This window comes from Paraburkholderia eburnea (assembly GCF_002917095.1).
Taxonomy (GTDB): domain Bacteria; phylum Pseudomonadota; class Gammaproteobacteria; order Burkholderiales; family Burkholderiaceae; genus Paraburkholderia; species Paraburkholderia eburnea.
Map to the genome: position 1 here is coordinate 51,164 of NZ_PQGA01000020.1, position 24,654 is coordinate 75,817.

The window sequence follows — 24,654 nt, forward strand, 5'->3', positions numbered from 1 at the left end:
GTGTTACCTCGTGATGGTCGTCGTGGCAGATGCGCCCAGCACGCCCTGATCGCTGTTCTGCTGCACGCGGAAGGTGATCGTCGCGCCTGTTGAGAAGCCGTCCGCCGTGATATTGGCTGCGGTATACGTGTAGGCGCCGCCGGCACCATTGCCGGCAACCGTGACGGTCCGAACTGTGGTCGAGCCGTTCAGGATCGTGAGCGTGTAGTTCTCGGCTGACTCGTCGAGCGGGACATCGGCGCCATCGAGCCACTGGGTGCGGACGCGGGCACGCCGGATCCACGACAGCGAGATGTCGGAGGTGCTCGACGCGCTGCCGTGCGCGGCCATGAAATACACTGGCGAGAGCGGCATGACCCGGCCGTTCTTGGGTGTGAGGCTCACCTGCGCGCCGGGCGAACCCGAGAACAGATTGAGCAGGAATGTCTCGAAATACAGGGTTGAGCCGAAATCGGTCGTCTGGATCGGCATCGACACGATCGCAGCAGGATCGAGCAGCACGAACCGCTCGCCGGCGGCGTGGGTCGTCATGGCGGCTTCCGTGCCACCGCGCCCTCGCAGCAGACCGGACAACGTCCAGGTGTTGGCTGCCGTCTGCGTCGCGTTGCGGAAAAACAGGATTTCGCCGCCCAGCCACGCCGCATTGGCGCCGGCGAGGAAATCCGCATAGCTGCACGAGGCAAGTGCTCCTTCATAGAGGACGATGCTGACTGTATTGGTCTCGTCGGGGAGATTGCCACCGCCGAACGATGAAAGGGCGCCCGCCGCGTAGCCCATGACGGACGCATGGGTGATCTGCGCGAACTGTGTGAACGTCACGTCATCGCGCGACAGGTCGATCGCCGCACCGGGCCACGACGAAGCCATCCCGCACGCGGCAATGTAGACGCCCGGTGTGCTGTCCGCATCGCGCAGCGGCGGAATGTCGAGCACAGAGAGGATGGTCGGGCCGCTGTAATCGATCTGCTGGCTGGCAAATCCGAGCGCAGTGCCGCCCTGCGTCGTGTAGGAGCTGCCTGGATAGATATCGGGTTCCTCGAGCGCGGCGGCCCAGAGGAGCGACCCCTGGCCGTCGTACTGGCAACGCGTGATGCGCACCGTCCAGCTCTCGCCATTCGAGCCCTGCAATGTCATTACGTCGCCTGGCTCGTACTGCAGATAAGCGAGGCCTGTCGTGAACTGGAAGGTTTTGCGTCCGACCCATGCGGCCCATAGCATCGCCTGGGTGCGTGCCTGCGCGTCGGAACCTGCGAGCACGATCGGCACCTGCATGACGGTGTCGCGATTCGAGTTCGTGTATGCGCGCATCGCGCGCTGTGTGTTCGGGTTGTAGTCGTCTCCGAGTTCCGGGTAAGTCAGCTGCATCGAGCGCGGAAGATCAACCTCCTGCGCGATCGTCTCGGTGACCGGTGTCGTGTTCGCTGTGTCCGCCAGATTTGGCGATGCACCGAGATCGGCGTACAGGAAGGTCCCGGCCGGTTGCGCACCGCGCTTCACGAACCGGATCACACCGCCCGAATCGCACGCATCAAAGAAGTACGTGGACATCAACGGGCCGAGGTTGCTGCGCGTGGTCGAATGGTTCGTCACGCAGTAGCCGTTCATCATGTCGGTAAGCTGCGAGACATCGACCTGCGACGCTGCCAGGCCGGCTCGATTGCACAGGTCAGAGACGGCATTGCCGACCGTCGTGAAGGTCTGGCCCTGCGAGATCCACATGTAGCCGAGTGAGATACTGCTGAGGTTCGCACCCGAGGCGAACACGAAGAAATTCTCGTTGATGGCCACCATCGTCGATACGCCGAACGGGGCATAACCGAGTACCGTATAGGTGTTCTGCGATGGCCGGAACAGCGACACGGCGAGGTTGTCGCCGACCGTGTAGATGTAGTCGTCCGTCAGCACATATCCGGTGTTCGCATTGAAATTGATGCCGTTATACGTGGCGGTGACGGCCAGCGTGTTGCGGTCAAACTGGAACAGATGGCCAGTCAAATCATCGAATGCATAGACATGCGTGGCCGAGCCGCCGAGGATGTGCCATTCGCCCAGCTGGGTACTCTGCGCGACGATCAGCCCCTGCTGCGAGAGATCGCACCGGTAAATTGGGCGGCCGCTCGTCGTATAGGACGAGCTCAGGAAGATGTCGCTGCCATTGCGCCAGAAGCAGGCCTCATCGCCGTCGAAGCCGAGGTCCATGCTGCCCGTCAGGCTCATGTCGTCGTAGGAGCCGTCTGGATGCAGCCACCCGGGCCAGGTATAGATGCCCGGTACGTCGCTGTAGCCGAGCGGCATGTTGATGCCACCCCGGTTGCCGCTCCAGTTGAGCAGTTGGGTCTGGACGGCACCATAGGCGCTCAGGTTTGCGACCGTCACGCCGTTGTAGCCGAAGTAGTACCCGTAACCCATAGCGATGCCCCCCGACGCCGACAGGCACGGCGCCATGAAGAACGTTCCGAGCGAGGTCGAGTACGCATACGTTGACGCCGAGCTCGAAGTGGCGAGCGCAGCCGGCGCCGTGACGACCTCGAACGAGAGCGACGGCAGGTAGTTGCCCCACTGCGATAGATCCAGCTCGTTGAATACGACGTAGGCCAGTCCCCGGTACGCGGGCGTGTTGTTCACGCCAAGCGCGGCCTGCATCACCGGATCGGGCAACTGATTTTCATCGCCGGGGTAGACGGTGAAATTCGTCACCATCTGGTTCGAGCCACTGATCGCCTGGAAATTCGACGGATTGGACACGTCGTAGATCAGCTTGCCGTTGGCCCAGATGCGCCGCACGGCCGTAATTGGACCCGCGCACAGACCGACAGCGAACGACATGGACACCTTCTGCTGCTGCGGTCCCTTGCCACCAGCCCCTTTACCGCCGCTGCTGGCGACGTAAGGCTGGCCGGCCCAGATGATGTTCCCGGCAATCCGGTAGATGCCGTAGGCGAGCGGAACCGGCTTGCCGTATGCGCTGTCCTGGATGCGGATGTCGGCGGGCTGCGGGCCCTTCTGGCGGAACAGCAGGCCACCGGCGATTCCGCCCGCCATCCAGCCGAGTTCCGCGCCTTCTGCGATACCGGCAGGCCCGCCGATCAGGAAGCCGGCCGCACCACCAACCACTGCGCCGGCGGCGGACAGGACAAGCTGGCCCATTCAGACGACTCCGGGGATGCGGTAGGCCGCGATCACGTGACGCCGGGTTTTTTCATCGAGGCGCGACTCGACCACGCGCCGGTTCGGAAGATACGCGTGGATGAAGTGATCGGCATCGGTCAGGATCGCCACGTGGATCGGCGTCGCGTGCCACGCGAACAGCAGCACGTCGCCGCCTTGCGCATCTGCAAGGGGAACTCGCAACAGATGCGCTTCGAGTGTTCCACGCAGCCGGCCATCCGGGCGGCGCCCGTAATCGGGCGCATCAGGCACGTCGAGGCCGACTGCGCGCGACACGCCGATCACAAGACCAATGCAGTCACAGGCGGTGCCCTTCAAGCGTCCCTGATGCTGGTACGGCGTGCCGAGCCAGTCGCGGGCTTCGGCGACGAACCGCACGCGCGCGATGGTCACCACGGCATGATCTTCCATTCAGTTCCCCTGAGGCGAGAGCAGGAGGTCGGGGCCGGGGATATACGGCTCGCCACGGAAATGGACGATGTTGTTGTAGCGCGCGTAGCAGGTGCCAAGCTGCTTGTCGCAGCCGGCCGTGATCATGTACGTGTCGCCGACAGCGACCGGATACGGCATCGCCATCGCAAGCGTCACGACGCCCGGCGCGAACGCCTTGACCTCCATGACGAAGCCCGCGTTCTGGCCGGTCAGCCACTTGACCTTGCCGAACGCGAAATACCCGACCGTGTAGTTGTAGCTGATGAAGATCTCACCACCGGCCTGTGCGCTATTGAACGTGTAGAGACCCGTAGTCGAGACCGTGTACTGCCCGGATCCGGTCCCGACACCATAGGTGGTGCCATGCGAATCGACGACCGAGATCGTCGAAACGAACCCACCTCCGTTGGGAGGCACGACCTGGACCGTGAACGGCGAGCGTGTCGGGATCTTGTGGCCAGTCGTATCGGTATAGGCGACGACAGGCCCGGTCTGCGAGAGGCCGGGATCGTTCCAGCTGGTCGCGCTGTTCACGCTTGCGACCGTCCCGTTGAAGGTGAGCGACGTCACATCGACCGTGCATTTCGCGTCGCCAAGCTGCGCGCGGCAGGTCGGGCTGTACACGTCACCCTGCTCCTGCTGCATCAGCTGCGCCACACCGCGCATTTCGACCTGATAGGCGCCGTTCGTGATCGTCACCTGACCGAGTGTGCCGCTTGCCAGTGTCACGGCACCCGCCGACGGGGTCGTGTAGTCGACCAGCATGCAGGTCACCTGCGCGAAATCCCACTGTCCGGACTCGAGCGAGGCCTGCGTGATGGTCGAACTGTCGAACACGGCCTGTACCTCGAGGTTCGAGGTGGAAAGGTCACTCGTGCTGTCGATCTGCGAATGGGTGTAGCCGCCTGCCGACTGATACGTCAGGCCACCGTACGTGACGGGCTGGTCGAGGTCCGTGAACGCGAAGACCTGTCCATCTGTGCGGGTGATCTTCCAGAGCGTGCAGACGGTCTGCACCTCGGCCTGGAGCGTGGCGAGGAGGGCGGTGGGAATCGAACGCATGAAGATGGCGAATTACGGGCGGATCTCTATCAGGGGAATCGAGCTCCAGTCGACCAGCAGGTCGCCGACCGCACCATTGCGGTCCATGATCTGCTTCTTCATCTGGTCGACATCGAAGCGCACGGGCACATCGAACTGCCCGGTCCACGTGAGCATGGGCGAGCCTGTCGGCGCCGGCGTGATCGTCACAAGGCCCGTGGTCGTGTCGAGCGCGACGCCCGTCGTGAGGGGCACGCCGGATTTGATAATCTGCACGCTGCCCGCCACCGGCTTCTGGATCAGCCGCGATTCAGTGAGCGCGCCGTTCGCATACAGCTTCGTCATCTGGTAGACGCCACTGGTTGCGGTCGCAATCAGTACGCCGGCGCCGCCGTCGGAGTAATCGGTCCAGTCCTTGATACGAAAACCATATGCGCGTCCCTTGACCGTGCGAAAGAAGGCATCGAGCGTGGCGGTATCGGGGGCGTTCATCGTCCGGCGCCCGACCTCGAACTGGATACGCGCCTGCGTCCAGGCGGGGATGCGAGCGTCGCGCCCGCTGTAGACCTGGTTGACGACGGTCAGGTACGTTGGGCCGACCGTGGCACCGAACGCGATGTTGTCCGGAAAGCGGGGCGATTCGAGAAACGTGGTCATCGCTGAATCAACCGTTCCTTGCCATCGCGATGTTTGTCTGCCGCATGATGGCCTGCGCCTGCTGCTGCGCGCTCTGCCGGGTCGTGCCGGGCGGCACCGCAATATTCAGGTTGAACGTGTGGCCACCGCGCGCGGGACCGGATGACCCACCCGGGGTAACCGTACCGCCCTGGTTGCCCATCATGAGGAACGTGCGGTTCGCGACGGTCAGCAGCTCCGGTCCTTTCTCGTTGACCTCGTACAGGCCACCGGGCGACGTATCGCCGCCGGATGCCATATGAAACGGATAGGTCAGCATGCTGCCGATATCGTCCGCCGCGACACTGAAATCGGGAGTCAATCCCATCAGGCCGGACTGCATGACATCGGTCGAAAAAGACGTTGCACTGCCACCCGTCAGCCCAAGCAGTCCCATACCCCAGCTGAACAGCTGTCCAAGCCACCCGCCCGAACTGCTGCCGGAACCGGTGCCCGAGCCAATGCCGAACAACTGGTTTGTCAGATCCTGCGCAATGATCCGCATGATGGCCTGCTCAATGCTATTAGCCATATCGAGGAATTCCTGCCGCAGTGTCTTCGTGCGCGTGATCGTGTTGTCGAGCATGTTCGCGAACGAGTTGGCGAACACGTCGGAGATAGACTTGCCGAGGACGTTGCTCGAGGCAGACAGTTGCTGGACTTGCAGGCCGAACTGCTGCGCCTGAAGATCGAGTTGCGGCAGGCCCGAGTTCGATGCGATGCCCTGCATCTGCTGCTGGATCTGCGCAAGCTGCTGCGCGGCCTGCTGGCGAAGCTGGCCGAGTTCGATCATGCCGGCAACGGCACCTTTCTCGCCTGTCTCCTGTGCGACGGCCAGTTCCTTCTCCGCGAGGGTAAGCCGTTGGGTGATCTGCTCAGCTTCCTGCTTCAGCGAATTCATCTGCGCCTGTGCGACCGCTGCATTGCGTGCCTGTGCCAGCGTAGCGAGCGTGTCGGTGTCGCCAGAGAGCGTCGCCTCGCGCTGTAGATGACCGTGCTCACGATCGAAGTCCGCGCCCGCCGTCCGCCCCGGATCACGGTCGAGCTTGCCGAGTTCCGAGTTCAGCTTCTCAACCTCGTCCCGGTATTTACGCGTATCCTCTGTCTGCCTCTCGGTCAATTCTGACAAGCGCTCCGACGACTGCAGTAGCGCCTGCTGTTCGTCGTTGCGCAGCGCGTTCGCCCGGTTCGTCAGCGTGACGCGGGTCCGGGCATCGGCCGTGCGCTTTGCCGCGCCTTCGACGATCGTGATCTGCTGATCGTAGAGTGTGCGGATCTGAGCGTTGTACTGCTCGATCGCGGCCTTCGACTGGTCGTAGTACGCCTGCTCGCTGATGTGGTCATCGCGATATGCGAGTTCCAGCTGTTTCTGCCGATCCTGCAGCAACCGGGACTGCGAGGTGATCTGTTCCTGGATCGGCTGGGTCTGCGCGTCGAGATTCGCGCGGTCGAGTCCCGCGCCGCTCCCATGGCTGTATTCCTTGCGGATACGCTCCTGCATCGCGGCGATGTCGGTGCGTGAGGCGCCCGCCTGCTGGCCGACACGAGCGGCTTCGTCGAGTTCTTCCTTCAGGCGCTCCGCGCCGACCTTGTGCGCCTTCGAGAGCTCGTCCCAGCGCGTCTTCGCCGCGACGACCATCTCATCGGTGTGCGCCTTATAGGCCGCCAGTGACGCCGCATCCTGCTGGCGACGCGCGAGTGATGTGGCTGCCGACTGCTGGCGAGTCAGGTCGTCGTAACTCCCGCCCGCTTCAAGTCCGCCGAGTCCCTCGCCAACGCCAAGTGCATAGGATGTGTCGGTCTGCCCCGAGCGCTTCGCAGCGAGCGTCCGGTTGATGCGAGCGGCCGTTTCCGCTGCCGTCTCAGCTCGACCCACCGACATCAGCGCGTCGGCAGCATCGCTGATGGCGGATTTGACGCCGCGCCACGCGCGCTCGATGTAACCGAGGTTCTCCGTCGCTGCGTTGCCAAGGTGCTGGTAGAGCGCCGTTGAGGCAACCTCCATCGCCTTTTCCTGCTGTCCGGCCTGCTCGAGCGCCTTGATGTGGTCGTACAGCGCGCCGTCGACGAAGTGATACTGCCTGTTCGCATCGAGTGCCCATTTCAGCACGCCGTCCGACATGCCGGCGAACTGGCGCACGATCTCCTGCGCATTCTGGCCGGTGGCGACCTGCAGTCGGGTGGCGGCAAGCGCGACGGATTCGAGCGCCCCTGAACTGATGCGCCCGGACGAGATCAGTGCCTGCGTGATCTCGCGCGCATTGCCGATCGTGGCACCCGTGGCATCGGCGACACTGCGTGACAGTCGGTTATAGCTCGCTTCGGTCTGGCCGGCGTAGTTGCTGGTCAGCATGATCGAGCGTGCGAACTGGGCCGACTCCATCGCGCCCTTGATTACCATTGCGGCAAAGCCGGCAACGGCTGCAGTAAGCCCTGCGATCGCAATGCCTGCCGGGGATGCGAGCTTCGACATGATGTCGATACGCTCGCCCAGCACCATGAGCGATCCTGCCGCGCGCTTGAAGTTGCCGGTGGCCAGTTCATGGGCGAGCACCAGCATCTCGCGCCGCGCACCGACCGATGCGTGGCCGACCCGTTCGATGCTGGCTGCGGCTTCCTCGGCGCCCTGTACGCGCTGGATCGCACGCCCGGCCGTGGCGACGCCCTGGATGTTGTCGGATGTACGGGAGGCGGCCGCATCCATGCGGCGCATCGCAGACTCGACGATCTGCTGCAGGCGCCCCATGTCTTCCTGCGTGCGGGCGACGTTGCCCTGCAGTTCGAGTACGAGGGAGCCGAGCGACATAGGTCGATTACGTGCGGTTGAAAACCAGTTTCAGGATCGTGGCGGACTGCTGCTCGGGGTCGTCGAAGAAGATCGGTTTCTCCTCGACGCGCGGCAGGTAGGGCATGAAGTCACTCGCACGGTAGGGCTTGGGCAAGGTACGGTTGCCGTGATTGCCGACGGCGGCGGCGATGATGCCGGCACGCAGATCGGCTCGTGCCTCACCAATCGCCTCGATGCGCTCGAAGGCCATCCATTCGGTCAGCTCACTGCTGTCGAGATTGGCCAGCAGTTGCCGGACCGTCATGCCGAGGGCTGCGGCGAGCCGGAAGCAGAAGCGTCGGGCTGGCCGCTCACGGAGTTTTTTTCCGCGTCCGCCACGGCGTCCTTCGACAGGCCGTTGATGCGCTGCGCGGTGACGAACAGGCGCTCGATCACGGCCGCGTTCTTGCCCACAAGCGCTGACAGGTCATCCGGTGTGAAGAGCGGCGTGCCGGTCTCATCGACCGCCGTGAAGATCACGAGCTTCGCGCGCATGTTCTCGGTATCGATCGTGTACCGGCCCGACACGTCCTTCGTCATCAGGCTGGTTTCATAGGCGTCGCGTTGCGCGCCCGTCATCGAACGGATGATGACGGCGCCGCCCCATTCGGGCACGTCGACGGTAACGGTTGCGAGGTCATTGGCCGCAAGGATGGCGGCACGATTCAGGATCGTGGACATGGAAGTTCCGTGGTGAGGTGACAGGAAGCGGAGATCACACAATCGTGATCGGGCCGGTGATGATCAGGTTGACGGTGGCGGTTAGCAGCTTGTCCACACCGCCATCCCAGGGGAACGATTCGACGAACGCGGTGAAGGTGGCGGTGTGGCCGTTGGGCAGCGTGAGCCGGTAATTCGCGAGCGCGCTGCTCGCCTTCAACGTTTGCAAGGCGAGCTGGCCGGCATCAGTGAGATCGATATCGACGTCGAAGCTGAAATTGCCTGGATCCTGCAGACCCGCGCGGTATTCCTTTGCGAGCGACGCCAGGTTCGTCGCGTCGAGCTTCGAGGTCTTGCCGTCGAATCCCTTGATGGTCTTGAAGTTGCCGATCGGCGTCCAGGTAACGGGTGCGGCCGTGCCCCCTGAGGTCCACGATGCACCGCCCGTCGAGTTGTAGTTGACGGCGAACGTATTCGGCGTCACGTTGGTCACGACGAATGACTGGCCGTTGAGGCCCGTCTCGCCGCCGACGCCGGCGAACGACACCACGTCGCCGTTCGTGAATCCGTGCGCGGTCGCCTCGATGATGGTGGGGTAGCCGAGAATGATTCCGGTGATACTGACGGCGGCGCCCGCGCCGCCCGACACGGCGAACGACGAGCCCTGCGACGAAATGGCAGTCGAGGTCATGGATGTGACTCCAGAGGGAAAGAAAACACGGAAAGCAGAAGCAGGTCAGTCGTGCCAGACGGAAAACGTCTGCACGACACGGAAAGCTTTGACGTCGGATTCGTACAGGTCCTGCTCATGCTGCAAGACGTTCTGGATGCTCCACGACTGGAACGCAGCAGCCACGGCCGAAGCTGTCGCCACGGCGTCGGCATACGTGTAGCCCCAGGACGAGATCTCGAAGAGCGTGTTGTTGATCGGGGGCGAGCCGTTGCCGGAAAGCGTGTTGCAGACCGGACTCGCGAGGCGCCGGTAGACGATGTACGGGTATGTGTTGTCCTGCAGTTGCACCTGGGGTGAGGCTCCACCGGCGGCGAGCGGCTGCAGGAGTGTGGCGACCTGCTCCTGGATCGTGGTCATTTCATCGTCAGACCGAGGTTGGCCGCTTCTTTTGGAATGCGGGCTGCGAGGTAACCGATCATGGCCTGGATCGCCTGATCCTTCGCAATCGCAAATGCCGGCCGCATAAAGGAGCGTGGTTCAACCCAGATCGCGTTGGGCATCGCCTTGACCGCCGCACGATGTGCCTTCAGCGACATACCCTTTGGACGCGGCGGGACATAGGCGTGGCCGAACTCCAGCCACGTCCAGTAGTAGGCGTCGAGATTTTTGACCCGGCCGCGCAGGACCTTGACCTGATTCTTCCGGCCGCGCCGTACGCCGACGTAGAACACCTGCAGCAGTTCGTTCGAGCGCTCGGGGATCTGCTTCTGGTAGATCGCGCGCCGGATGCGTCCGGGATCCTGGCGTGGATCGTCGCCCTCGTAGACCGGCGCAAACACAACCGCCTGCTGGCGCAGCACGGTGGCGCCTGCATTGACCGCGCCGCGTAGCACGTTGCGACCGATATTGCGGGGCAGCTGCTCGAGCGCCTTGGCAAACTCGTCCAGCCCCTTGATGCACCGGAGTTCAGCCATTCGTCAGTCCCTCGCTCGCGAGCAGTTCGATGCTCCGGTTAGATTCATCGATGTTCAGCGCAGCATTGATGTCGAAGATCCGGCTGGCGTAGACGATGCGGTATGTGGCCGCGACGCGAGGATCAGCAAAGATCGCGTCGTACCGGACCGTGAAACGGTGGGAGACATCCGTTGAGATCGATTGCGCGGCTGCACGCTCGCTGCCGCTCAGCGCCTCGATGTACGCATAGACCGACTTGATGGTCGTCCACGCCTCGACCTGTTGGCCGAAGCTGTCTCGGGTTGTGCTGCGCTGCTGGATGGCCATCAGCCGGTTCAGCTGGCCCGCTCGCATCTGCGTGGTCATGGCAGCCTCATCATGGCAACGCCAGCCGGTAGGGATCGAGCAGGCCCGCGACGAACGGCAGTTCCTCGACCTTGCCCCGGTTGAGGATGGCCACTTCCTCGCGGTTCTCGTACAGTGAGCCGGTGCGCAGCAGGATCCAGTTGCGGATGCCCTCGGGCACCGGCTCCGCACCACCGTAGACATAGCTCGTGCCGCTGCCTGCGTCCGACAGGGTGACCGGGTTGCCGCCGGGATCCTGCAGGGCATAGAGGCCCGCGTTCGCAGCCGTCACCGTGTACGGGACGTCAACCTGCAATGGCGTCGGCAGCGCCCCGCCCGAATTGAAGAACCGGACGGTATTGCCGACGGCCCACGTGACTGGGCCGCGCACCTGAATCTGAGTCGACGGTGGACTGCCCGGGACTATGCACACCGACATGTAGCCGGCGTCATACGTCACGGTGACAGCGCCGATCTGTGGCAGCGGGATCGGCCAGATCTTTCCGAATCCGGGCGTAATGATCGCGGGCATCAGCGCCGCGTTGACGACGTAGTCGGCCGGATCCATCGTCTGCGGCGTGCCGTTCATGTCGAGATAGTCGATCGACACAACATCGACGAGCGGCGCGTGAGGGAGCACGATCGCAAAGGCCGGATAGTTGATCACGTGCTCGAACGGCAGCGGCGTACCGATACCCGCCATCGGGAACCGGTCCAGCACGAGCTGATAGCGCGCGTGGAGCAGCTGCTGGCGCGTGATCGTCTCGGCTGCAATCCGGGCCGTGGTCACGAGCGAGGCGATCAGCGTGTCCTGTGCGTCGTCGGTCACGCGCAGGTGCAGTTTTGCCTCGGCCAGATCAACGGACTCGCCTACAGGCCGCTGGAGCAGGATTTCCGGCATGGGTCAGTCTGGCAACGATGGACTCAGACGATCTGGACGACGCTCGCGTCGCCGAGATTGATAGGAATCGGCGCGGATGCATCCACCGGCGGATCGAAGCGGCCGCCTACGCCGAACAGGTACGCGGCGACAAACGACGCCGTTGTGCCGACCGTCAGCGACAGCTGGACGAACGCGTAGCCGTTGTTCGTATCCACGTCGCCGCTGCGGAAATTGACGAGTGCCTGCACGTTGGCACCGCTGGCCGCCTGGATCGTCGTGATTGCCTTGCCGGGCAGATCCTTCGCGCCCGTGCCGCTCGCATCCTGTGCCTGGCGGATTTTCGCGTCGAGCGTGGCATTCGTGCCCATTGCCCCGGTGCCGATGAGGGCGAGGAACGTGTGGAAGTTCTGCACCGGGATCCAGGCCGTGGCGACCGTGCCGGCAGGCTGGTTGGCGGGATCGATCGAGCTCAGCAACGCCTCGAAATCGGTGGGTTTCAGACTCGGAAACATAGTGGGATCCTCCCGGAATCAGCGGGCCGCGAGCTGGATGAACGGCGAAAGGTTGTTCGCCCCGTTAGCCGGCTTGATCGGATTGACGATGGTCGGCTGGCCGTCAAGGCGAAACACGGTACGGAATGCCATCGCATCCGCGTCGAAGTACAGGTGCATCGAGGTCGCGGTTTCGATGCCCGACGCCTTCTTGATGGTGCGGTAGTACGACATGTCGAGCAGGATCACGTCGCCCTGCGATGAGAAGCTCTTCGCGTGCTGCGAGACGAATACCGGGCGGCCCAGCAGCATTCCGTAAGGCGACTCCTGGGCACCGGCCGAGATCGGCAGATAGATCGGGTAGTTGCCCAGCGTGAGCGTGAAGAGCGCCGGCAGCACGTCGTTGTTGATCAGCCAGATCGCACGGCCAAACGAACCCGGCGGCAGGCGGGCGATCATCCTCGAGAGGTTCGAGATGGTCAGCGTCTGCGTGGCCTGACCCGTGTCCTTCGCCACCACGATTGCGGCATTGCCCTGCAGCGCACCAATCGGCATCCCGTTGCCGACGCCGAACAGCAGCGAATCGTTGGTTTTCCAGCGGATCGAGTCACCGATCTTGCGGTTCAGATACTGGGTGAGCGCCGGGCCATCGGCGATCAGTTCGTCGGTGAGCGGCACCAGTGCCATCATCTTGTGCAGGTACTGGGTTGTGGCCGACAGCTTCGGCTTCGTCGCCGTACCAATGTTGGCTTCGGCCTGCCAGTACGCGCGAATGCCATCCGTGCCCCAGGCCGTGGTCTCGTCCTTGGGGAACACCATCGAATTGCCCTCGATGTCATAGTCGTCGGTATAGGGCAGCAGTGCATCCTCGCTGAGCGACAGTGTAAAGATGTCGCGCGAGAACTCAGGTGGGATCAGGAAACCGCCGTCCGGCCCGGAGCCTTCGCCGCCATATGTGGTGGGAGCGACGGCCCCGTAGCGGAGCCGCTCATCGGCGCGCATCGGATTGATAATCGCGGTCTGGACCGACCTGGCGAAATCGCCGAGCGACCGGAAGCCGCGCTTCGGATCCTGCTCGATATTCTCCGATACAGTAATGCGCGCGTTCTCGGGGATCGTGACGCTGGCAGTGCGTTCCGCCTCGAGCAGCGCTTCCTCGCGCTCGATCTGCCGCTGCGTGCCCTGGATCGACGCCATCAACTCGTCGTATTGCGCGGCCTCTGCCGCGTTCAGGTCACGGTCTTCCGCATGGGCGGCTTCGACCAGCTTCCGCGCGTCAGCGACCAGCGCCGCCTTGCGTTGCTGCAGCGTGCGGAGGGTTTTGCTCATATTGGGCTCCAGAAATGAAAAGACCCGCTCACGGCGGGTTTCGTGTGTACTGCGGTAATGGTGAGGAAAACGGCTTTTCGATCTACACTGTGCTCGGCTGAAGAAAAAGTACCAAACCACTCTTGCACATAGATCAAATGAATACGTCAGGCTTGTACGCCAACCGCAATGATCAAAGGGACTTCTTCAAGAATGCGCTTCTCGCATCCGCTGACTCAGGATGCAACGTCTATATTGCAGTCGCATTCTTCACTGAGACGTCCGTAATCGACGAGCTGCTCGACTCGGGGTGCACCATTCGGCTCATTGTCCGTCTCGGCTTCCCGACGAATCCGACGGCACTGGAGCGCTTCATGGGCAACCCTCGGGTGCAGATACGGTACTTCACTGGGCACAGCTTCCATCCCAAGCTTTACATATTCGGCGACGACGTTGCGTTCGTCGGATCCGCAAATCTGACTGGGGCAGCCATCCTCACCAATCAGGAAGTCGTCGTCAGCATCGATCATCGGGATGACCGCTTTTCTGACCTCGCGTATATCTTCTCTGGGTACTGGAGCGAAGCCAGGGTACTGCATGACGAGGATTTGAAGAAATATAAAAATCTTTACAGCCAGTTTCAGCAACACCTCACTGCCGCTGAGAAGCTCGGCCAGCAAATCCTGAATCAACTCGGTGACTCAGCCCCGTCGAACATAACGCGTGAAAAGACGAAGCAGTCGAACCAGGCGATTTATATCGAGGAATTCAGGAAAACGTACCAGGAGAGTCTTGCGGCATTCGCTATCGTTCGCAAGGCTTACGAGGACTCAGGGTACAGAAAGGTCGATGAAGCACTGATTCCGCTGCGCCTCGAAATAGACTCCTTCATAAGCTTCGTCCGCGAGCGCAAGGCTCAAGGAGACTCATGGGAAAAAGCACCAATTCGCTCGGCTGCGGATCAAGTGGCATTTATCAGTGACCTTATCCCAGAGTGGCGCGCGACGCCATGGAAACACTTCGAGCAAACAATCGTGCCAGAAAATTATCCTCGCCTCATGAAGGCGTTCCACTCTCCGGAGTCGTTGAGAGCTATATCGCCCGATCATATGTTTGATGCGCTTTGCACGCTACACTCATTCCACGACCGATTCAGATTCTTTGAAGGCGGAATGCCAACATGGAAATCGACTTTCCTCGCTGCCAATGACCATGCGAAGGTGATTGAATCATTGACATATCTTGTCTTCGGTAAAGACGGGATCGAGCACAGAATGGCCAATCTCATCTTCAATCCCGAATACAAGCTCTCTGAATTTGGCCGCGCAAACGTCCAGGAGCTTGTCGGCTGGTGCAATCGGGAACAGCTTCCGGTCATTAATGGACGTACAACCAAGGTCCTTCGATTTTTTGGATCTCAGGTGGCCCAGCTATGAGCAGTCCCCCGCCTGCGCTAGCCACGTCCTCATACGCTGGCGATCTGGATCAACCGACGACGCAGCGCCAATCTGCTCAGCTCCCTGTTCTCTCGGTCACCCTCGTTTTCCTTGGGGCACGCTTTAGCGACATCCGTACGCTGATCCAATGATCGGGGTTTTCCGGTAGATCGGTACGTTGCTGTCAATTTGCGCAACACGCCGTCGAAGGTATCAATGCCGTCGACCATGCCGGCATCCTTCGCGGCCTGCGCGCCCAGCACGCGACCCTGGCCCATGCCGTCCCGGACACTGGCGATTGGCACGCCGCGATTGCGTGCGACGGCCTTCGTGAACGCGCTGTAGTAGTCATCGACGCGGCTCTGCATGAACGATTGCGCATCGGCCGACAGCGGTTCGTACGGGCTGCCCTCGGTCTTGTATTTGCCGGCCGAGATGAGCGTGGTCGTGACGCCGGCCTCGGCCAGTGCCTTCGACCAGTCCTCGTGCGCCGACCACACGCCGATCGAGCCGACTTCGCCACCGGGCGTCACATAAAACTCGCTAGCGGCGCTGCCGAGCCAGTACGCGGCGCTGGCCGCCAGGCTATTCGCGATCGTGACGACCGGTTTCTGGCCACGCGCCTGATAGATCTCGTCGGCCAGTTCCTGCACGCCGTAGACGCTGCCCCCGGGCGAATCCACATCGATCAGGATCGCGTCGACCGAATCGTCGGCGAGGGCGGAGCGCAGCGCCTTCGCGAACATCTGCGTGCTCATGGATCCGGGGCCGGAAATATCATCGGCCATGTTGCCGCGCTGCGTGACGACACCGTACATCGGCAGTACGGCGATTGAGCCGTTGCCTGCTCGTGCGCTTGCCCCTCGTCGGGCTGCCACGGCCGCTGAGTCGGTTTGGACCGTAGTCATCGTATCGGCATCGGCGATGGCACCAAGCGACCAGCGCGCGATCACTCCGGCGAAGGCCGACAGTCGCTCGGGCATGATGGCCCATGGGGTCGACAGGAATTCAGAGATCAGGAGCGCATGTTTCATTCTGTATTCCTGGCATCGTCGGACGTTTCATCTGACTCGTCGGGTGCGGGTTGCGCGGTTGCCGGGGCACTTGATGCATCGCTTTCCTCGACCATGTTGAGTGGCCGTAGCGGTTCGTCGAGTCCGTCGAGCGGATCAAGCGATTCCATACGGCGCGCCTCGTTACGCGTGAGCCAGCCATCGAGAATCCCGTTGTGGTAGTACATCGCCCGGGCCTGTGCATCGCCGCGCAACAGTGCCGTTACCGGAAACTCGACGTTCAGGCCATCGTCCTCGCCGAGGAAGTGGTAGCGGATCGCTTCCTCCCAGCGCACGAGCCACGGACGCAGGGTATGGATCACGAACTCGAGCGACTGCTGCTCGATGTTCGAGAACGTCGCCTTGTCCAGGTCGCCGATCATGTGCGGCGGGATCCGGAACAACCGTGCGATCTCGGACACGGAGAACTTACGCGTCTCGATGAACTGGATGTCCTCGTTCTTCAAGCCCAGCTCGTGATACTTCATCCCGAACTCGAGGATGGCCGTCTTGTGCCGGTTGCGGCCCGTCTGCTGCCGCTGCCAGGCCTCGCGGAATTCGCGGCGCTTTTCATCGGACGGGAACGCATTCGGCATCTCGATCCAGCCACCCGGCGTCGCGTCGTTCATGAAAAAACGCATCCCGTAGTCCTGCGCGGCGAGTCCACCGGCCACCGCCTCGCGTGCGGCCGTAATCGGGTTGTAGCCCACGATCCCGTCCGGCGACAGGCCGCGCAGATGGAACACTTCGCTTCGTGCGAGCACGATCTCGCTGCCGTCACGGCGCGTATACCGGTAGCGCCACTGCGTATCGGAGAGCAGTTCGACCGTCACCCGATCCGGATGCAGTGGCAGCAGGTCCGTGACCTCGCCGCGGGCATTCGAGACGATCTGCGCGAACGCATTGCCGCGCAGTGTGCAGTGTCCCTGCAACATCTCCCGGAATTCCAACGGATTCTGGAAATCGTTTGGCCGGACGGCGAGCAGCCGGTAAAGCCAGTGGTTGCGCAACGGTGTCTTCCGTCCATCAGGCCGCTCGCGGTACAGCATGAACGGTAGTGTTGAGACGGATTCGGCGAGCACGCGCACGCAGGCGAATACGGCCGTGAGCCGCATTGCCGCGTCGGCGTTGACCGAGTGCGGCGTGCCCCGGAACGGCACTGGCGAGAACCAGAAATCGCCCCACGGAGACCGGTCACCGGTGTCCGCGTTCAGGCGCATCGATAGCAGCACGGATCACTTCCTCGCGATGAGCGCGCCGAACACCGTGAACGCGAGCACAAGCGTGCCAACCGCGACTAGTGCCGCCGGAATGCTGATAAGCGCGAGGCCCGAGCCGATCAGGGCAATACCGGTCAGCAAGGAGGAGTTGTAGGTCAGCGGGCTCATACGATCATCAAGGTGTAGTCGTCGGGCATCTTCGGGGTGCCGTCACCGACGAGCGCGCGCGACAGCGCCATGATCAGCGCGACAATGCCGTCGATCTTGTTCTCTGGGCGCTCCTTGCGCGGATAGATGTTGTCCTTCGCATCAAGATGGGCGACCACGTTGCTCGCCATCCAGCCCAATACCGGATCGCCGTCGTGGATCAGCCGGCGCTGCAGCACGAGCGCTTCGAGTGCCTTCATCGGTTCCGAGAAATTCAGCACGGTCGGGCGCACCTCGATCATCGGCAGGCCTTCGGCGAGCATCCGGGTCGACAATTGCGTCGCCTGGAAGGGATCGAAGGCCACGCCCTGTACCTGAAAGCGGCTCGACATTTCGATCAGGTCGGCCTCGATCCACCCGAAATCGATCACGTTGCCAGGCGTGACGGTGAGCCGGCCATTGCGCATCCAGCCCGCGTACTGGCTGTTGCTGGTCGCCATCACGGTGTCCTCGGGCAGGTAGTAACGACCGAAGATGGCATATCCGCCTTCGATCTCGGGATGCGCGAACAGCAGCATCAGCGCGGCGATATCCGTTTTGCTCGCGAGGTCGAGTCCGATCCAGCAGGGCTGTCCCGCAAACGTATCGAGATCGAGCGCAGTATCGGCGCACCGGTCCCACGCCCGCATATCCATCCACGCGGTGTCGGCGTTGACCCACTCGTTGAGGTGCTTGGTCTTGAAGTTGTTGACCGCGCTCGGCAACTGCATGGCCTTGGCCTGCAGCGGTACCAGCACCTCGGGCTGGACCGAGATGCCCCAGTTCGGATTCGCCTTGATCAGCGCTTCCTCGGTCGTCCAGTCGTCACCGTCGTCGAGGCCGTACACGATGCCGAACTGGCTGTCGTCCTCGAACACGCCCTCGAGCAGCTTCGTGACGAATGAGCGGATCTCGTAGCAGATCCCGGCCCGGTTGCTGCCTGCCGTCGTGATCACCCACAGCAGCGAATTGTTACGCTTGCCGGTACCGGTTTCGACCACGTCATAGACGGTGCGCGTCTTGTGCGCGTGCAGTTCGTCGACGCAGCCGAAGTGGATGTTCAGGCCGTCGAGCGTGGAGCCCTCGGCGGAAAGCGCTTCGAACTTGGAGCCGGACGCCAGCACATTCATGTTGTGCGCACCGACGGCGACACCAAAGCGTGAACGGAACCCGGCGCTGCGCCGGGCCATCGTCTGTGCGTCGCCAAACACGATGCGCGCCTGGTCGCGTGTCGTCGCCAGCGAATACACCTCTGCGCCGCCTTCGCCGTCGGCAGCCAACATATAGAGGCCGACCGCCGACGACAGCGTCGACTTGGCGTTGCCGCGCGGTACCTCAATATAGGAACGGCGGAAGCGCCGCCGCCCATCGGCCTGTACCCACCCGAACACAGTGGTCAGGATGAACACCTGCCACGGCTCGAGCGTGATTGGCTCACCGGCCAGCGGCCCCTTGACGTGGGGCAGGCGCTCGATGAGCGCGCACAGGTTGTCCGCCGGCGCGAAGTCCTTGCCGGAGCGGTCCGACAGCTTCGGATTGAACCGATAGGGGCTGCTCTTACCCTTGAATCGGGCTAGATCATTCAGTTGCCGCTGGCAGGCGAGCTTGACCCAGCGGCAGGCGGGGACGTTGCCCGCAACGACGGCCTCGGCATAGCGTCGGGCAGTCATCGCGTAGCTCGACGTTGCCATCAGCCGGCGATCTCCGACCATGGATCGTGCGCGCTCGCCGGTTCCTGCGCAATCTGTACCCGCGAGCGCGACGCAGGGGTGAAGCCCATTTCCGATTCGTAGCTTTTCATCTCGAGCGCCAGATCGCGAATCACGTCCATCAGCGGCGAGCGACGCAGGATGCCGCTCGGCGTCTTGATGATCATGCCGGCCACGCCAGCGCGATTGATCTTGGCCAGCGCCTCCCGATAGAGTCCGGCGCAGTTGGCCCAGCGTTCCAGCACGGCGGCATCGAGCGACGAGAGCAGTCCCGGCGGCGCATTCTCGATCGCGTAGCGCCAGGCTTCCTTGGCGGTATCCGACATGTACTCGGGCGGCTCGCCGAGCTTCCCGGTTGGGCGCGGCTCGTGCGGATTGATCCGGCATTTCTGCAGCGTGCCTTTGACCTTCTTGACGGCAGCGGGTAGCGGCTTACGGCCGGCCATGGTGGTCATCGAGCATCAAAAAAAGTTTTTCATTTTGCACGCGCAAAAATCCAGGCACGCGCACGATCCTGGGGCCGGTGGCCGCAGAGATTCGATCCCCCCCCGGGGGGGCAATGGATGCCGCTGTGGGCGCCCACGTGGCCACGGCTGGCGCCGGTTTGCTGCTGGTAGGCAATTTGCGAGTCAAACTCGGTCGTCCGCACACGGCGCCTCTAACGTCGATTTCGCCGCGCGGTCTCGGTGGCCGTCTTGCGGTTGTGGCACGGCACGCAAAGCGACTGCAGGTTGGCCCAGTCGAAGCGCGCACCGCCATCCTTGATCGGCACCACGTGGTCGACCACAACGGCCGCGATGGTCATCCCTCGTGCCCGGCACGTGACACATACCGGATGCGCGCGCAGATACGCCGCGCGACATTGCTGCCATGCCATCGACTTGTAGAAGGCGAGCTCCGCATCAAACGTGCGCCGGGCGCGACCGTAATCGCGATGCGTCCATCCACGATGTGTGGCGCAGAAGCCGGGCGTCGCGAGCACGGCCGCGCATCCTGGGAACCGGCATGGCGTCGGAGCTCCACGTGGCATCACATCTTCCGCTTGGCTTCATGATTGAACAGCGTGTTCATGGAGTCGTTATCCACCACGAGAGGAGCACGACCATGAGCACCATCGAACTGACGCCCGCCCAACACGCGATCCTTGCCTACGCCATCAACCACACCAGCGGCAAGATCGACTGGTTTCCCGACAACATCAAGGGTGGCGCCCGCAAAAAGGTGATCGATGGCCTGTCGAACCGCGCCCTGATCACCGCCGACGGCACCGACTGGTTTGTGGCCGCCGAGGGTTACGATGCGCTGGGCGCACCGCGCCCTGGACTGGTGGAGCCCGTCGATCCTGCCGATCCCGAGATGGAGACAGCAGTCGAAACCGCCGAAGCAAACCTCGGGATCAAGGCACCACGCCGCACGCGTGAGAACAGCAAGCAGGCGCTGGTGATCACGATGCTGCGCCGACCGGAAGGCGCCACGATCGCGCAGATCTGCGAGGCGACCAGCTGGCAAAGCCACACGGTGCGAGGCACGCTGGCCGGCGCTCTGAAGAAGAAACTCGGACTCAACGTCACATCCGACAAACAGGGCGAGGAACGCATCTACCGGATCGCCGACTGACGCCCCCGGAAAAGTCTCACTGAGGCTCCTGCAAAGTCTCACCGAAGCGCGCTCCATCGTGGGCGCGTGTCGCTTCGGCGCCCGTATAGTCCTGCCAGCGGCGCACGATCACGTCGACGTACTTCGGATCGAGTTCGATCAGTCGCGCGCGTCGTCCAGATTTCTCGCATGCGATCAGCGTCGTGCCCGAGCCACCGAACGGATCCAGCACGATGTCGCGCGTCTTGCTGCTGTTACGCACCGCGCGTTCAACCAGCTCGACCGGCTTCATCGTCGGATGCAGGTCGTTCTTCGCGGGCTTCCTGATCTGCCAGACATCGCCCTGATCGCGTGCGCCGCACCAGAAGTGATCGGCCCCGTCGCGCCAGCCGTAGAGGATTGGCTCGTACTGACGTTGGTAATCGGCGCGGCCGAGCGTGAAGGTGTTCTTGGCCCAGATAATGAACGTCGACCAGCGACCACCAGCGGTACGGAACGCCGACTGCAGCGTATCGAGCTCGCTCGACGACATCGCGATGTACACGGCGCCCTTGGTGAATGCCAGGATGTTCAGACAGGCTGCGGTCAGGAACGCCTCGAAGCCGGCACCGAGATTGTCGTTCAGGATCGGACGATTCTTGCCGCGCAGCTTGTCCTTCGCAGTGTTCGCGTAGTTGACGTTGTACGGCGGATCCGCGAACACCATGTCGGCCAGCTCATCGCCGAGCAGCGTCTTGTACGATTCGGCCTTCGTTGCATCGCCACACAACAGCCGATGCTCGCCGAGCAGCCAGACATCACCAGCACGTGACACCGGGATCTCATCGACCTCCGGGACGGCATCTTCGTCGGTTTGCCCGCCGTGATCCGGTTCGTCGCCGGCGATCAGCGCATCCCATTCGTCGGTGCTGAAGCCGGTGAGCGCGAGATCGATGCCGGCGTCCTTCAGCTCGGCCAGCTCGAGGCCTAGCAGCTCATCGTCCCACGATGCGTTCTCGCCGATCTTGTTGTCGGCCAGGATCAGCGCGCGACGCTGGATGTCGGTCAGGTGCGTCATCGGCACCACTGGCACTTCGGTGAGTCCGAGCTTGCGCGCCGCGAGCAGACGACCGTGGCCGGCGATGACGTTGTTCTGGCCATCGACCAGGATCGGCGCACCCCAGCCAAACTCGATGATGCTTGCGGCAATCTGCGCCACCTGTGCATCGGAATGCTGCTTGGCGTTCCGCGCATACGGGATCAGCACGTCGACCGGTCGCAACTCGATTTTGACGTCAGTGACCGGATTACGCATAGGCGACCTCGTCGATGGCGACACGTTCGGCTCCGACCTGCTCGAAGGACCGTCCGGAGCTCGCCAGTGTCACCTCGGCGTCCGGGTAGTGCTGCAGGAAGCGGCGGATCGCGACATCCACGTACTCGGGTGCGATCTCGACTGCACGGCAGCGACGGCGCGTGCGTTCCGCCGCGAGCAGCGAGGTGCCGGAGCCATTGAACGGCTCGAACACGACGTCACTCGCATCGGAGAATGCCAGCATCACGTGCTCGGGCAGCCCGACCGGGAACACGGCCGGATGATCGATGCCGTCGCCGATAGTGCCCTTGTGTCGCATGATCCGGATCACGCTGTCGGGGATGCGGGTGTCCTGTGTTGGCGTGCCGGCGTGAGACCAGCCACCCACTTCGCCGTCCTTCTTGCGCATTGCGGTCGACGAGCCATCGGCACGCAGATGCGATTCCTGGCCGGCGTGCTTGCACGGCACGATCTTGTTCGGACGCCGCACTTCGCGGTTGAAATGGAAAACGAACTCGAAGCTTGGTGCGAGGCGGCCGTTCCAGTCACCGGGCATTCCCGGGCCCTGATCCCACACATACCAGCCGAAGCGCCGCCAGCTGGACGCGTGCATCCACTGCAGCCAGCCGTCCCAGTAGGGGATGACTTCGTTGTCGCGATGGATCAGGCCGAGATTGACGAGCACCTGGCCGTCTGCGGCCATCGGCAGTGCGGCAAACACGCCGCGCATCAAGCCGTCCCAATCGACGATCGTGTTTGTGTAGTCGCGCTGGTTGCCGTAGGGCGGGCTGGTGAAGCACAACGATGCGCGATCTTCGCCCATCAGTGTCGCGATGACCGTCGGATCGGCGGCATCACCGCAGATGAGCCGATGCGTGCCAATCTGCCAGACATCACCAGCCCGAGTGACCGGCGTGGTCGGTGCCTCCGGCACATCGTCAGCGGCGTCGTCGCCTTCGACCGACTCGGATTCGCTGTCACCGAGCAGCTCCGCAATCTCGTTGTCATCGAAGCCGGTCAGATCAAGGTCGAACCCGGCCGCCTGCAGATCGGCCAGCTCGAGCGACAGAAGTTCGCCGTCCCAGCCCGCGCGTTCCGTGAGTTTGTTCTCCGCGAGGATGAACGCACGCTTCTGCGTCTCGGACAGGTGCGCGAGTTCGATCACGGGCATCTCGGTCATCGCAAGCTTGCGCGCAGCGAGGAGGCGACCGTGACCAGCGATGACGCCGCGGTGCCCATCGACCAGCACCGGGTTGTTGAAGCCAAATTCTCGGATGCTCGCCGCAATCTGGGCGATCTGCTCATCGCTGTGCGTGCGCGCGTTACGGGCGTACGGGATCAGTGACTCGATCGGACGATAGTCGATTTGCAGGGCCGGCATCGGGAGCGGAAATAAAAAACCCGCGAGAGCGGCGCTCATCGCGGGCAAGAGAGGAGAGGGCGGTGCGAGATCCACCTCTCGCAACCATAGCCGCAATCTTAGCGAAATTTCCTCAAAATGCGACACCCCGAAAATCGTGGGATCTTGGTATTAGTCTGCATATGCTTGAGGGACCCCTTAACGACCCGCAACGTCTATTGATTCCCGTTATCGAGTTGCTGGACGATGTGCTGCATGGCGCTATCCCACCGGCGCTGGGCAGTCCGCGCGACGCAGCCGAAGCGCTTCGCGATGTCTTCCCAGCGATGCCGTTCGGCACGCATCCAGACAAGATGCCGCTGTTCCTCTTCGAGCCACTGCACCCAGCGCATCGTTTCCAGCATCCGGTCGACCGCAGATGGTGACGGCGGCAACGGACGGCACTCGCGATCCTCGTTCGCAAGTGCTTCCCATTCGCGCCGCACAAATTCCGGCCAGACGTTGAAGTAACCCTGAACACGCACGGGCGGCAGACGGTGGCTGGTATCCGCTGCCTCGACAAAGCGTGCTGCCACAGTATCGACGCTCCACTCAGCCATGGCGACCTCCGTGGCCGGGCGGGCCATAGAGCCGGTTGCCGATCCGGCGCACGAACTCGCGCTCGATGAAATCCAGCCGTTCGTCCTGCTCTGCGACAACGAGGATGCGCTGGCGCTGCCAGCCGTCGCGTTTCACGGCATCGACATCCATGGCCAAGGGCTGGTGACGCGCGAGCGACGACGGGGAAGATGGAATCGGGATCTTCATGCGATTGCCTCCTGCGTGTCGATGGCCCAGTGCAGCAGTGCGAGTGCGTCGGCCTCGTTGTCATCGGTGACGGCGTGACCGAGCGAGCACATCGCGGCAATCACCGCTTCCTTGCCCGCGTTGCCCTTGCCGGTCGCGTGCTTCTTGATTGTGCCCACCGGCACACCCTGGTACGGGATACGGTGGTGCTCGCACCATGCCGAGAGCGTGGCGAGGAATCCGCCATACGCATGTGCTGCGTCGACACCGGCATGACGGCGCACTTCCTCGAAGTACACAGCGTGAATATCCTCGGCGCTGCCGTGCAGTTCAGAAAGCCAGCGACGAAAGCGCAGAAAGCGCATGCCACCGCCTTCGAAACGTTGCGGTCGGAAGTGCTGCGTGCCGCTCGTGATACCGCCATCACACCGGCGCAGCGCCCAGCCGGTGGTCGTGCCCAGATCGAGGGCGAGAATCGTCGTGATCATGATTGCAGTCGTTCCTGTCGGAGTGGAACGGCACAACTGGCAGAGCAAAACGTAATACCTCTGTGTGCGC

27 protein-coding genes are annotated in these 24,654 nt (G+C 62.8%); 2 read left to right on the forward strand and 25 right to left on the reverse strand.

Annotated features, from left to right (window positions below; all coding sequences use genetic code 11):
- Positions 1-3: 3 nt before the first annotated feature.
- The 14 genes from B0G62_RS25770 to B0G62_RS25835 are packed head-to-tail and all read right to left on the reverse strand — an operon-like array spanning position 4 to position 13,478.
- Positions 4-3,147 (reverse strand): phage tail protein, encoded by a 3,144-nt coding sequence (locus B0G62_RS25770; protein WP_103707012.1) that lies wholly within the window; start codon positions 3,145-3,147, stop codon positions 4-6.
- Positions 3,148-3,579 carry an NlpC/P60 family protein gene (locus tag B0G62_RS25775; RefSeq protein WP_244193373.1) on the reverse strand — a complete coding sequence of 144 codons (432 nt, stop codon included), beginning with the start codon at positions 3,577-3,579 and terminating at the stop codon, positions 3,148-3,150.
- The gene (locus B0G62_RS25780; RefSeq protein WP_103707013.1) at positions 3,580-4,662 is read right to left on the reverse strand and encodes a DUF2163 domain-containing protein; all 1,083 of its coding nucleotides are present in this window, start codon (positions 4,660-4,662) and stop codon (positions 3,580-3,582) included.
- A gap of 12 nt (positions 4,663-4,674) precedes the next feature.
- Entirely contained in the window at positions 4,675-5,298 is a 624-nt protein-coding gene (locus B0G62_RS25785; RefSeq protein ID WP_103707014.1) for a DUF2460 domain-containing protein, read from the reverse strand.
- Between the two features lie 7 nt (positions 5,299-5,305).
- A complete protein-coding gene (locus B0G62_RS25790) occupies positions 5,306-8,122 on the reverse strand; it encodes a phage tail length tape measure family protein (RefSeq protein ID WP_103707015.1) in 2,817 nt (938 codons plus the stop codon).
- A 7-nt stretch (positions 8,123-8,129) separates the two neighbouring features.
- Positions 8,130-8,408 (reverse strand): phage tail assembly protein T, encoded by a 279-nt coding sequence (locus B0G62_RS32340; RefSeq protein WP_244193374.1) that lies wholly within the window; start codon positions 8,406-8,408, stop codon positions 8,130-8,132.
- Entirely contained in the window at positions 8,405-8,824 is a 420-nt protein-coding gene (locus B0G62_RS25800; protein ID WP_103707016.1) for a hypothetical protein, read from the reverse strand. Before B0G62_RS25800 ends, B0G62_RS32340 begins: the two co-directional genes overlap by 4 nt.
- 34 nt (positions 8,825-8,858) lie before the next feature.
- Positions 8,859-9,494 (reverse strand): phage tail tube protein, encoded by a 636-nt coding sequence (locus tag B0G62_RS25805; RefSeq protein ID WP_103707017.1) that lies wholly within the window; start codon positions 9,492-9,494, stop codon positions 8,859-8,861.
- A gap of 45 nt (positions 9,495-9,539) precedes the next feature.
- Positions 9,540-9,893 (reverse strand): tail completion protein gp17, encoded by a 354-nt coding sequence (gene gp17, locus B0G62_RS25810; protein ID WP_059670981.1) that lies wholly within the window; start codon positions 9,891-9,893, stop codon positions 9,540-9,542.
- Positions 9,890-10,450 (reverse strand): HK97-gp10 family putative phage morphogenesis protein, encoded by a 561-nt coding sequence (locus B0G62_RS25815; RefSeq protein ID WP_103707018.1) that lies wholly within the window; start codon positions 10,448-10,450, stop codon positions 9,890-9,892. The genes gp17 and B0G62_RS25815 overlap by 4 nt, the downstream gene beginning before the upstream one ends.
- Complete coding sequence (locus tag B0G62_RS25820) at positions 10,443-10,796, reverse strand: phage head closure protein (RefSeq protein WP_103707019.1); 354 nt, start codon at positions 10,794-10,796, stop codon at positions 10,443-10,445. Before B0G62_RS25820 ends, B0G62_RS25815 begins: the two co-directional genes overlap by 8 nt.
- A 10-nt stretch (positions 10,797-10,806) precedes the next feature.
- On the reverse strand, positions 10,807-11,676 hold the full coding sequence (locus tag B0G62_RS25825; protein WP_103707020.1) for a head-tail connector protein: 870 nt from the start codon (positions 11,674-11,676) through the stop codon (positions 10,807-10,809).
- 23 nt (positions 11,677-11,699) lie between these two features.
- A complete protein-coding gene (locus B0G62_RS25830) occupies positions 11,700-12,170 on the reverse strand; it encodes a hypothetical protein (protein ID WP_103707021.1) in 471 nt (156 codons plus the stop codon).
- A gap of 18 nt (positions 12,171-12,188) precedes the next feature.
- Complete coding sequence (locus B0G62_RS25835) at positions 12,189-13,478, reverse strand: phage major capsid protein (protein ID WP_103707022.1); 1,290 nt, start codon at positions 13,476-13,478, stop codon at positions 12,189-12,191.
- 137 nt (positions 13,479-13,615) lie between these two features.
- On the opposite strand from B0G62_RS25835, the gene B0G62_RS25840 reads away from it, so the two are divergent.
- Positions 13,616-14,893, forward strand: a complete 1,278-nt coding sequence (locus B0G62_RS25840; RefSeq protein WP_103707023.1) for a phospholipase D family protein — start codon at positions 13,616-13,618, stop codon at positions 14,891-14,893.
- Positions 14,894-14,922: 29 nt separating this feature from the next.
- On the opposite strand, the gene B0G62_RS25845 is transcribed toward B0G62_RS25840, so the two are convergent.
- The 6 genes from B0G62_RS25845 to B0G62_RS25865 form a co-directional block, all read right to left on the reverse strand.
- The gene (locus B0G62_RS25845) at positions 14,923-15,927 is read right to left on the reverse strand and encodes a S49 family peptidase (protein ID WP_103707024.1); all 1,005 of its coding nucleotides are present in this window, start codon (positions 15,925-15,927) and stop codon (positions 14,923-14,925) included.
- A complete protein-coding gene (locus B0G62_RS25850) occupies positions 15,924-17,177 on the reverse strand; it encodes a phage portal protein (RefSeq protein ID WP_103707025.1) in 1,254 nt (417 codons plus the stop codon). The genes B0G62_RS25845 and B0G62_RS25850 overlap by 4 nt, the downstream gene beginning before the upstream one ends.
- Positions 17,178-17,180: 3 nt before the next feature.
- Positions 17,181-17,333 carry a hypothetical protein gene (locus tag B0G62_RS31800; RefSeq protein WP_167401338.1) on the reverse strand — a complete coding sequence of 51 codons (153 nt, stop codon included), beginning with the start codon at positions 17,331-17,333 and terminating at the stop codon, positions 17,181-17,183.
- Positions 17,330-19,042, reverse strand: coding sequence for a terminase large subunit (locus B0G62_RS25855; RefSeq protein WP_103707026.1), 1,713 nt, complete (start codon positions 19,040-19,042; stop codon positions 17,330-17,332). The genes B0G62_RS31800 and B0G62_RS25855 overlap by 4 nt, the downstream gene beginning before the upstream one ends.
- Positions 19,042-19,515, reverse strand: coding sequence for a phage terminase small subunit P27 family (locus tag B0G62_RS25860; RefSeq protein ID WP_103707027.1), 474 nt, complete (start codon positions 19,513-19,515; stop codon positions 19,042-19,044). The genes B0G62_RS25855 and B0G62_RS25860 overlap by 1 nt, the downstream gene beginning before the upstream one ends.
- A 203-nt stretch (positions 19,516-19,718) precedes the next feature.
- A complete protein-coding gene (locus tag B0G62_RS25865) occupies positions 19,719-20,042 on the reverse strand; it encodes an HNH endonuclease (RefSeq protein WP_167401339.1) in 324 nt (107 codons plus the stop codon).
- 122 nt (positions 20,043-20,164) lie between these two features.
- Here B0G62_RS25865 and B0G62_RS25870 point away from each other — a divergent pair, with 122 nt between their 5' ends.
- Entirely contained in the window at positions 20,165-20,677 is a 513-nt protein-coding gene (locus tag B0G62_RS25870; protein WP_103707029.1) for a DUF3489 domain-containing protein, read from the forward strand.
- A gap of 16 nt (positions 20,678-20,693) precedes the next feature.
- Here B0G62_RS25870 and B0G62_RS25875 read toward each other — a convergent pair whose 3' ends face one another.
- From B0G62_RS25875 to B0G62_RS25895, 5 genes are all read right to left on the reverse strand, one after another.
- The gene (locus B0G62_RS25875) at positions 20,694-21,950 is read right to left on the reverse strand and encodes a site-specific DNA-methyltransferase (protein WP_103707030.1); all 1,257 of its coding nucleotides are present in this window, start codon (positions 21,948-21,950) and stop codon (positions 20,694-20,696) included.
- On the reverse strand, positions 21,943-23,331 hold the full coding sequence (locus B0G62_RS25880) for a site-specific DNA-methyltransferase (protein WP_103707062.1): 1,389 nt from the start codon (positions 23,329-23,331) through the stop codon (positions 21,943-21,945). Before B0G62_RS25880 ends, B0G62_RS25875 begins: the two co-directional genes overlap by 8 nt.
- 194 nt (positions 23,332-23,525) lie before the next feature.
- Positions 23,526-23,909, reverse strand: a complete 384-nt coding sequence (locus B0G62_RS25885) for a DUF6362 family protein (protein WP_059671004.1) — start codon at positions 23,907-23,909, stop codon at positions 23,526-23,528.
- Complete coding sequence (locus tag B0G62_RS25890; RefSeq protein WP_103707031.1) at positions 23,902-24,117, reverse strand: hypothetical protein; 216 nt, start codon at positions 24,115-24,117, stop codon at positions 23,902-23,904. The genes B0G62_RS25885 and B0G62_RS25890 overlap by 8 nt, the downstream gene beginning before the upstream one ends.
- On the reverse strand, positions 24,114-24,584 hold the full coding sequence (locus tag B0G62_RS25895) for a crossover junction endodeoxyribonuclease RuvC (protein WP_103707032.1): 471 nt from the start codon (positions 24,582-24,584) through the stop codon (positions 24,114-24,116). Before B0G62_RS25895 ends, B0G62_RS25890 begins: the two co-directional genes overlap by 4 nt.
- Positions 24,585-24,654 lie beyond the last annotated feature (70 nt).

What these genes read in the sequence shown, in the direction of transcription:
- B0G62_RS25770 (WP_103707012.1), bottom strand. Translation starts at nt 3,147, where the DNA reads ATGGGCCAGCTTGTCCTGTCCGCCGCCGGCGCAGTGGTTGGTGGTGCG.
- B0G62_RS25775 (WP_244193373.1), bottom strand. Translation starts at nt 3,579, where the DNA reads ATGGAAGATCATGCCGTGGTGACCATCGCGCGCGTGCGGTTCGTCGCC.
- B0G62_RS25780 (WP_103707013.1), bottom strand. Translation starts at nt 4,662, where the DNA reads ATGCGTTCGATTCCCACCGCCCTCCTCGCCACGCTCCAGGCCGAGGTG.
- B0G62_RS25785 (WP_103707014.1), bottom strand. Translation starts at nt 5,298, where the DNA reads ATGACCACGTTTCTCGAATCGCCCCGCTTTCCGGACAACATCGCGTTC.
- B0G62_RS25790 (WP_103707015.1), bottom strand. Translation starts at nt 8,122, where the DNA reads ATGTCGCTCGGCTCCCTCGTACTCGAACTGCAGGGCAACGTCGCCCGC.
- B0G62_RS32340 (WP_244193374.1), bottom strand. Translation starts at nt 8,408, where the DNA reads ATGACGGTCCGGCAACTGCTGGCCAATCTCGACAGCAGTGAGCTGACC.
- B0G62_RS25800 (WP_103707016.1), bottom strand. Translation starts at nt 8,824, where the DNA reads ATGTCCACGATCCTGAATCGTGCCGCCATCCTTGCGGCCAATGACCTC.
- B0G62_RS25805 (WP_103707017.1), bottom strand. Translation starts at nt 9,494, where the DNA reads ATGACCTCGACTGCCATTTCGTCGCAGGGCTCGTCGTTCGCCGTGTCG.
- gp17 (WP_059670981.1), bottom strand. Translation starts at nt 9,893, where the DNA reads ATGACCACGATCCAGGAGCAGGTCGCCACACTCCTGCAGCCGCTCGCC.
- B0G62_RS25815 (WP_103707018.1), bottom strand. Translation starts at nt 10,450, where the DNA reads ATGGCTGAACTCCGGTGCATCAAGGGGCTGGACGAGTTTGCCAAGGCG.
- B0G62_RS25820 (WP_103707019.1), bottom strand. Translation starts at nt 10,796, where the DNA reads ATGACCACGCAGATGCGAGCGGGCCAGCTGAACCGGCTGATGGCCATC.
- B0G62_RS25825 (WP_103707020.1), bottom strand. Translation starts at nt 11,676, where the DNA reads ATGCCGGAAATCCTGCTCCAGCGGCCTGTAGGCGAGTCCGTTGATCTG.
- B0G62_RS25830 (WP_103707021.1), bottom strand. Translation starts at nt 12,170, where the DNA reads ATGTTTCCGAGTCTGAAACCCACCGATTTCGAGGCGTTGCTGAGCTCG.
- B0G62_RS25835 (WP_103707022.1), bottom strand. Translation starts at nt 13,478, where the DNA reads ATGAGCAAAACCCTCCGCACGCTGCAGCAACGCAAGGCGGCGCTGGTC.
- B0G62_RS25840 (WP_103707023.1), top strand. Translation starts at nt 13,616, where the DNA reads ATGAATACGTCAGGCTTGTACGCCAACCGCAATGATCAAAGGGACTTC.
- B0G62_RS25845 (WP_103707024.1), bottom strand. Translation starts at nt 15,927, where the DNA reads ATGAAACATGCGCTCCTGATCTCTGAATTCCTGTCGACCCCATGGGCC.
- B0G62_RS31800 (WP_167401338.1), bottom strand. Translation starts at nt 17,333, where the DNA reads ATGAGCCCGCTGACCTACAACTCCTCCTTGCTGACCGGTATTGCCCTG.
- B0G62_RS25855 (WP_103707026.1), bottom strand. Translation starts at nt 19,042, where the DNA reads ATGGCAACGTCGAGCTACGCGATGACTGCCCGACGCTATGCCGAGGCC.
- B0G62_RS25860 (WP_103707027.1), bottom strand. Translation starts at nt 19,515, where the DNA reads ATGACCACCATGGCCGGCCGTAAGCCGCTACCCGCTGCCGTCAAGAAG.
- B0G62_RS25870 (WP_103707029.1), top strand. Translation starts at nt 20,165, where the DNA reads ATGAGCACCATCGAACTGACGCCCGCCCAACACGCGATCCTTGCCTAC.
- B0G62_RS25875 (WP_103707030.1), bottom strand. Translation starts at nt 21,950, where the DNA reads ATGCGTAATCCGGTCACTGACGTCAAAATCGAGTTGCGACCGGTCGAC.
- B0G62_RS25880 (WP_103707062.1), bottom strand. Translation starts at nt 23,331, where the DNA reads ATGCCGGCCCTGCAAATCGACTATCGTCCGATCGAGTCACTGATCCCG.
- B0G62_RS25885 (WP_059671004.1), bottom strand. Translation starts at nt 23,909, where the DNA reads ATGGCTGAGTGGAGCGTCGATACTGTGGCAGCACGCTTTGTCGAGGCA.
- B0G62_RS25890 (WP_103707031.1), bottom strand. Translation starts at nt 24,117, where the DNA reads ATGAAGATCCCGATTCCATCTTCCCCGTCGTCGCTCGCGCGTCACCAG.
- B0G62_RS25895 (WP_103707032.1), bottom strand. Translation starts at nt 24,584, where the DNA reads ATGATCACGACGATTCTCGCCCTCGATCTGGGCACGACCACCGGCTGG.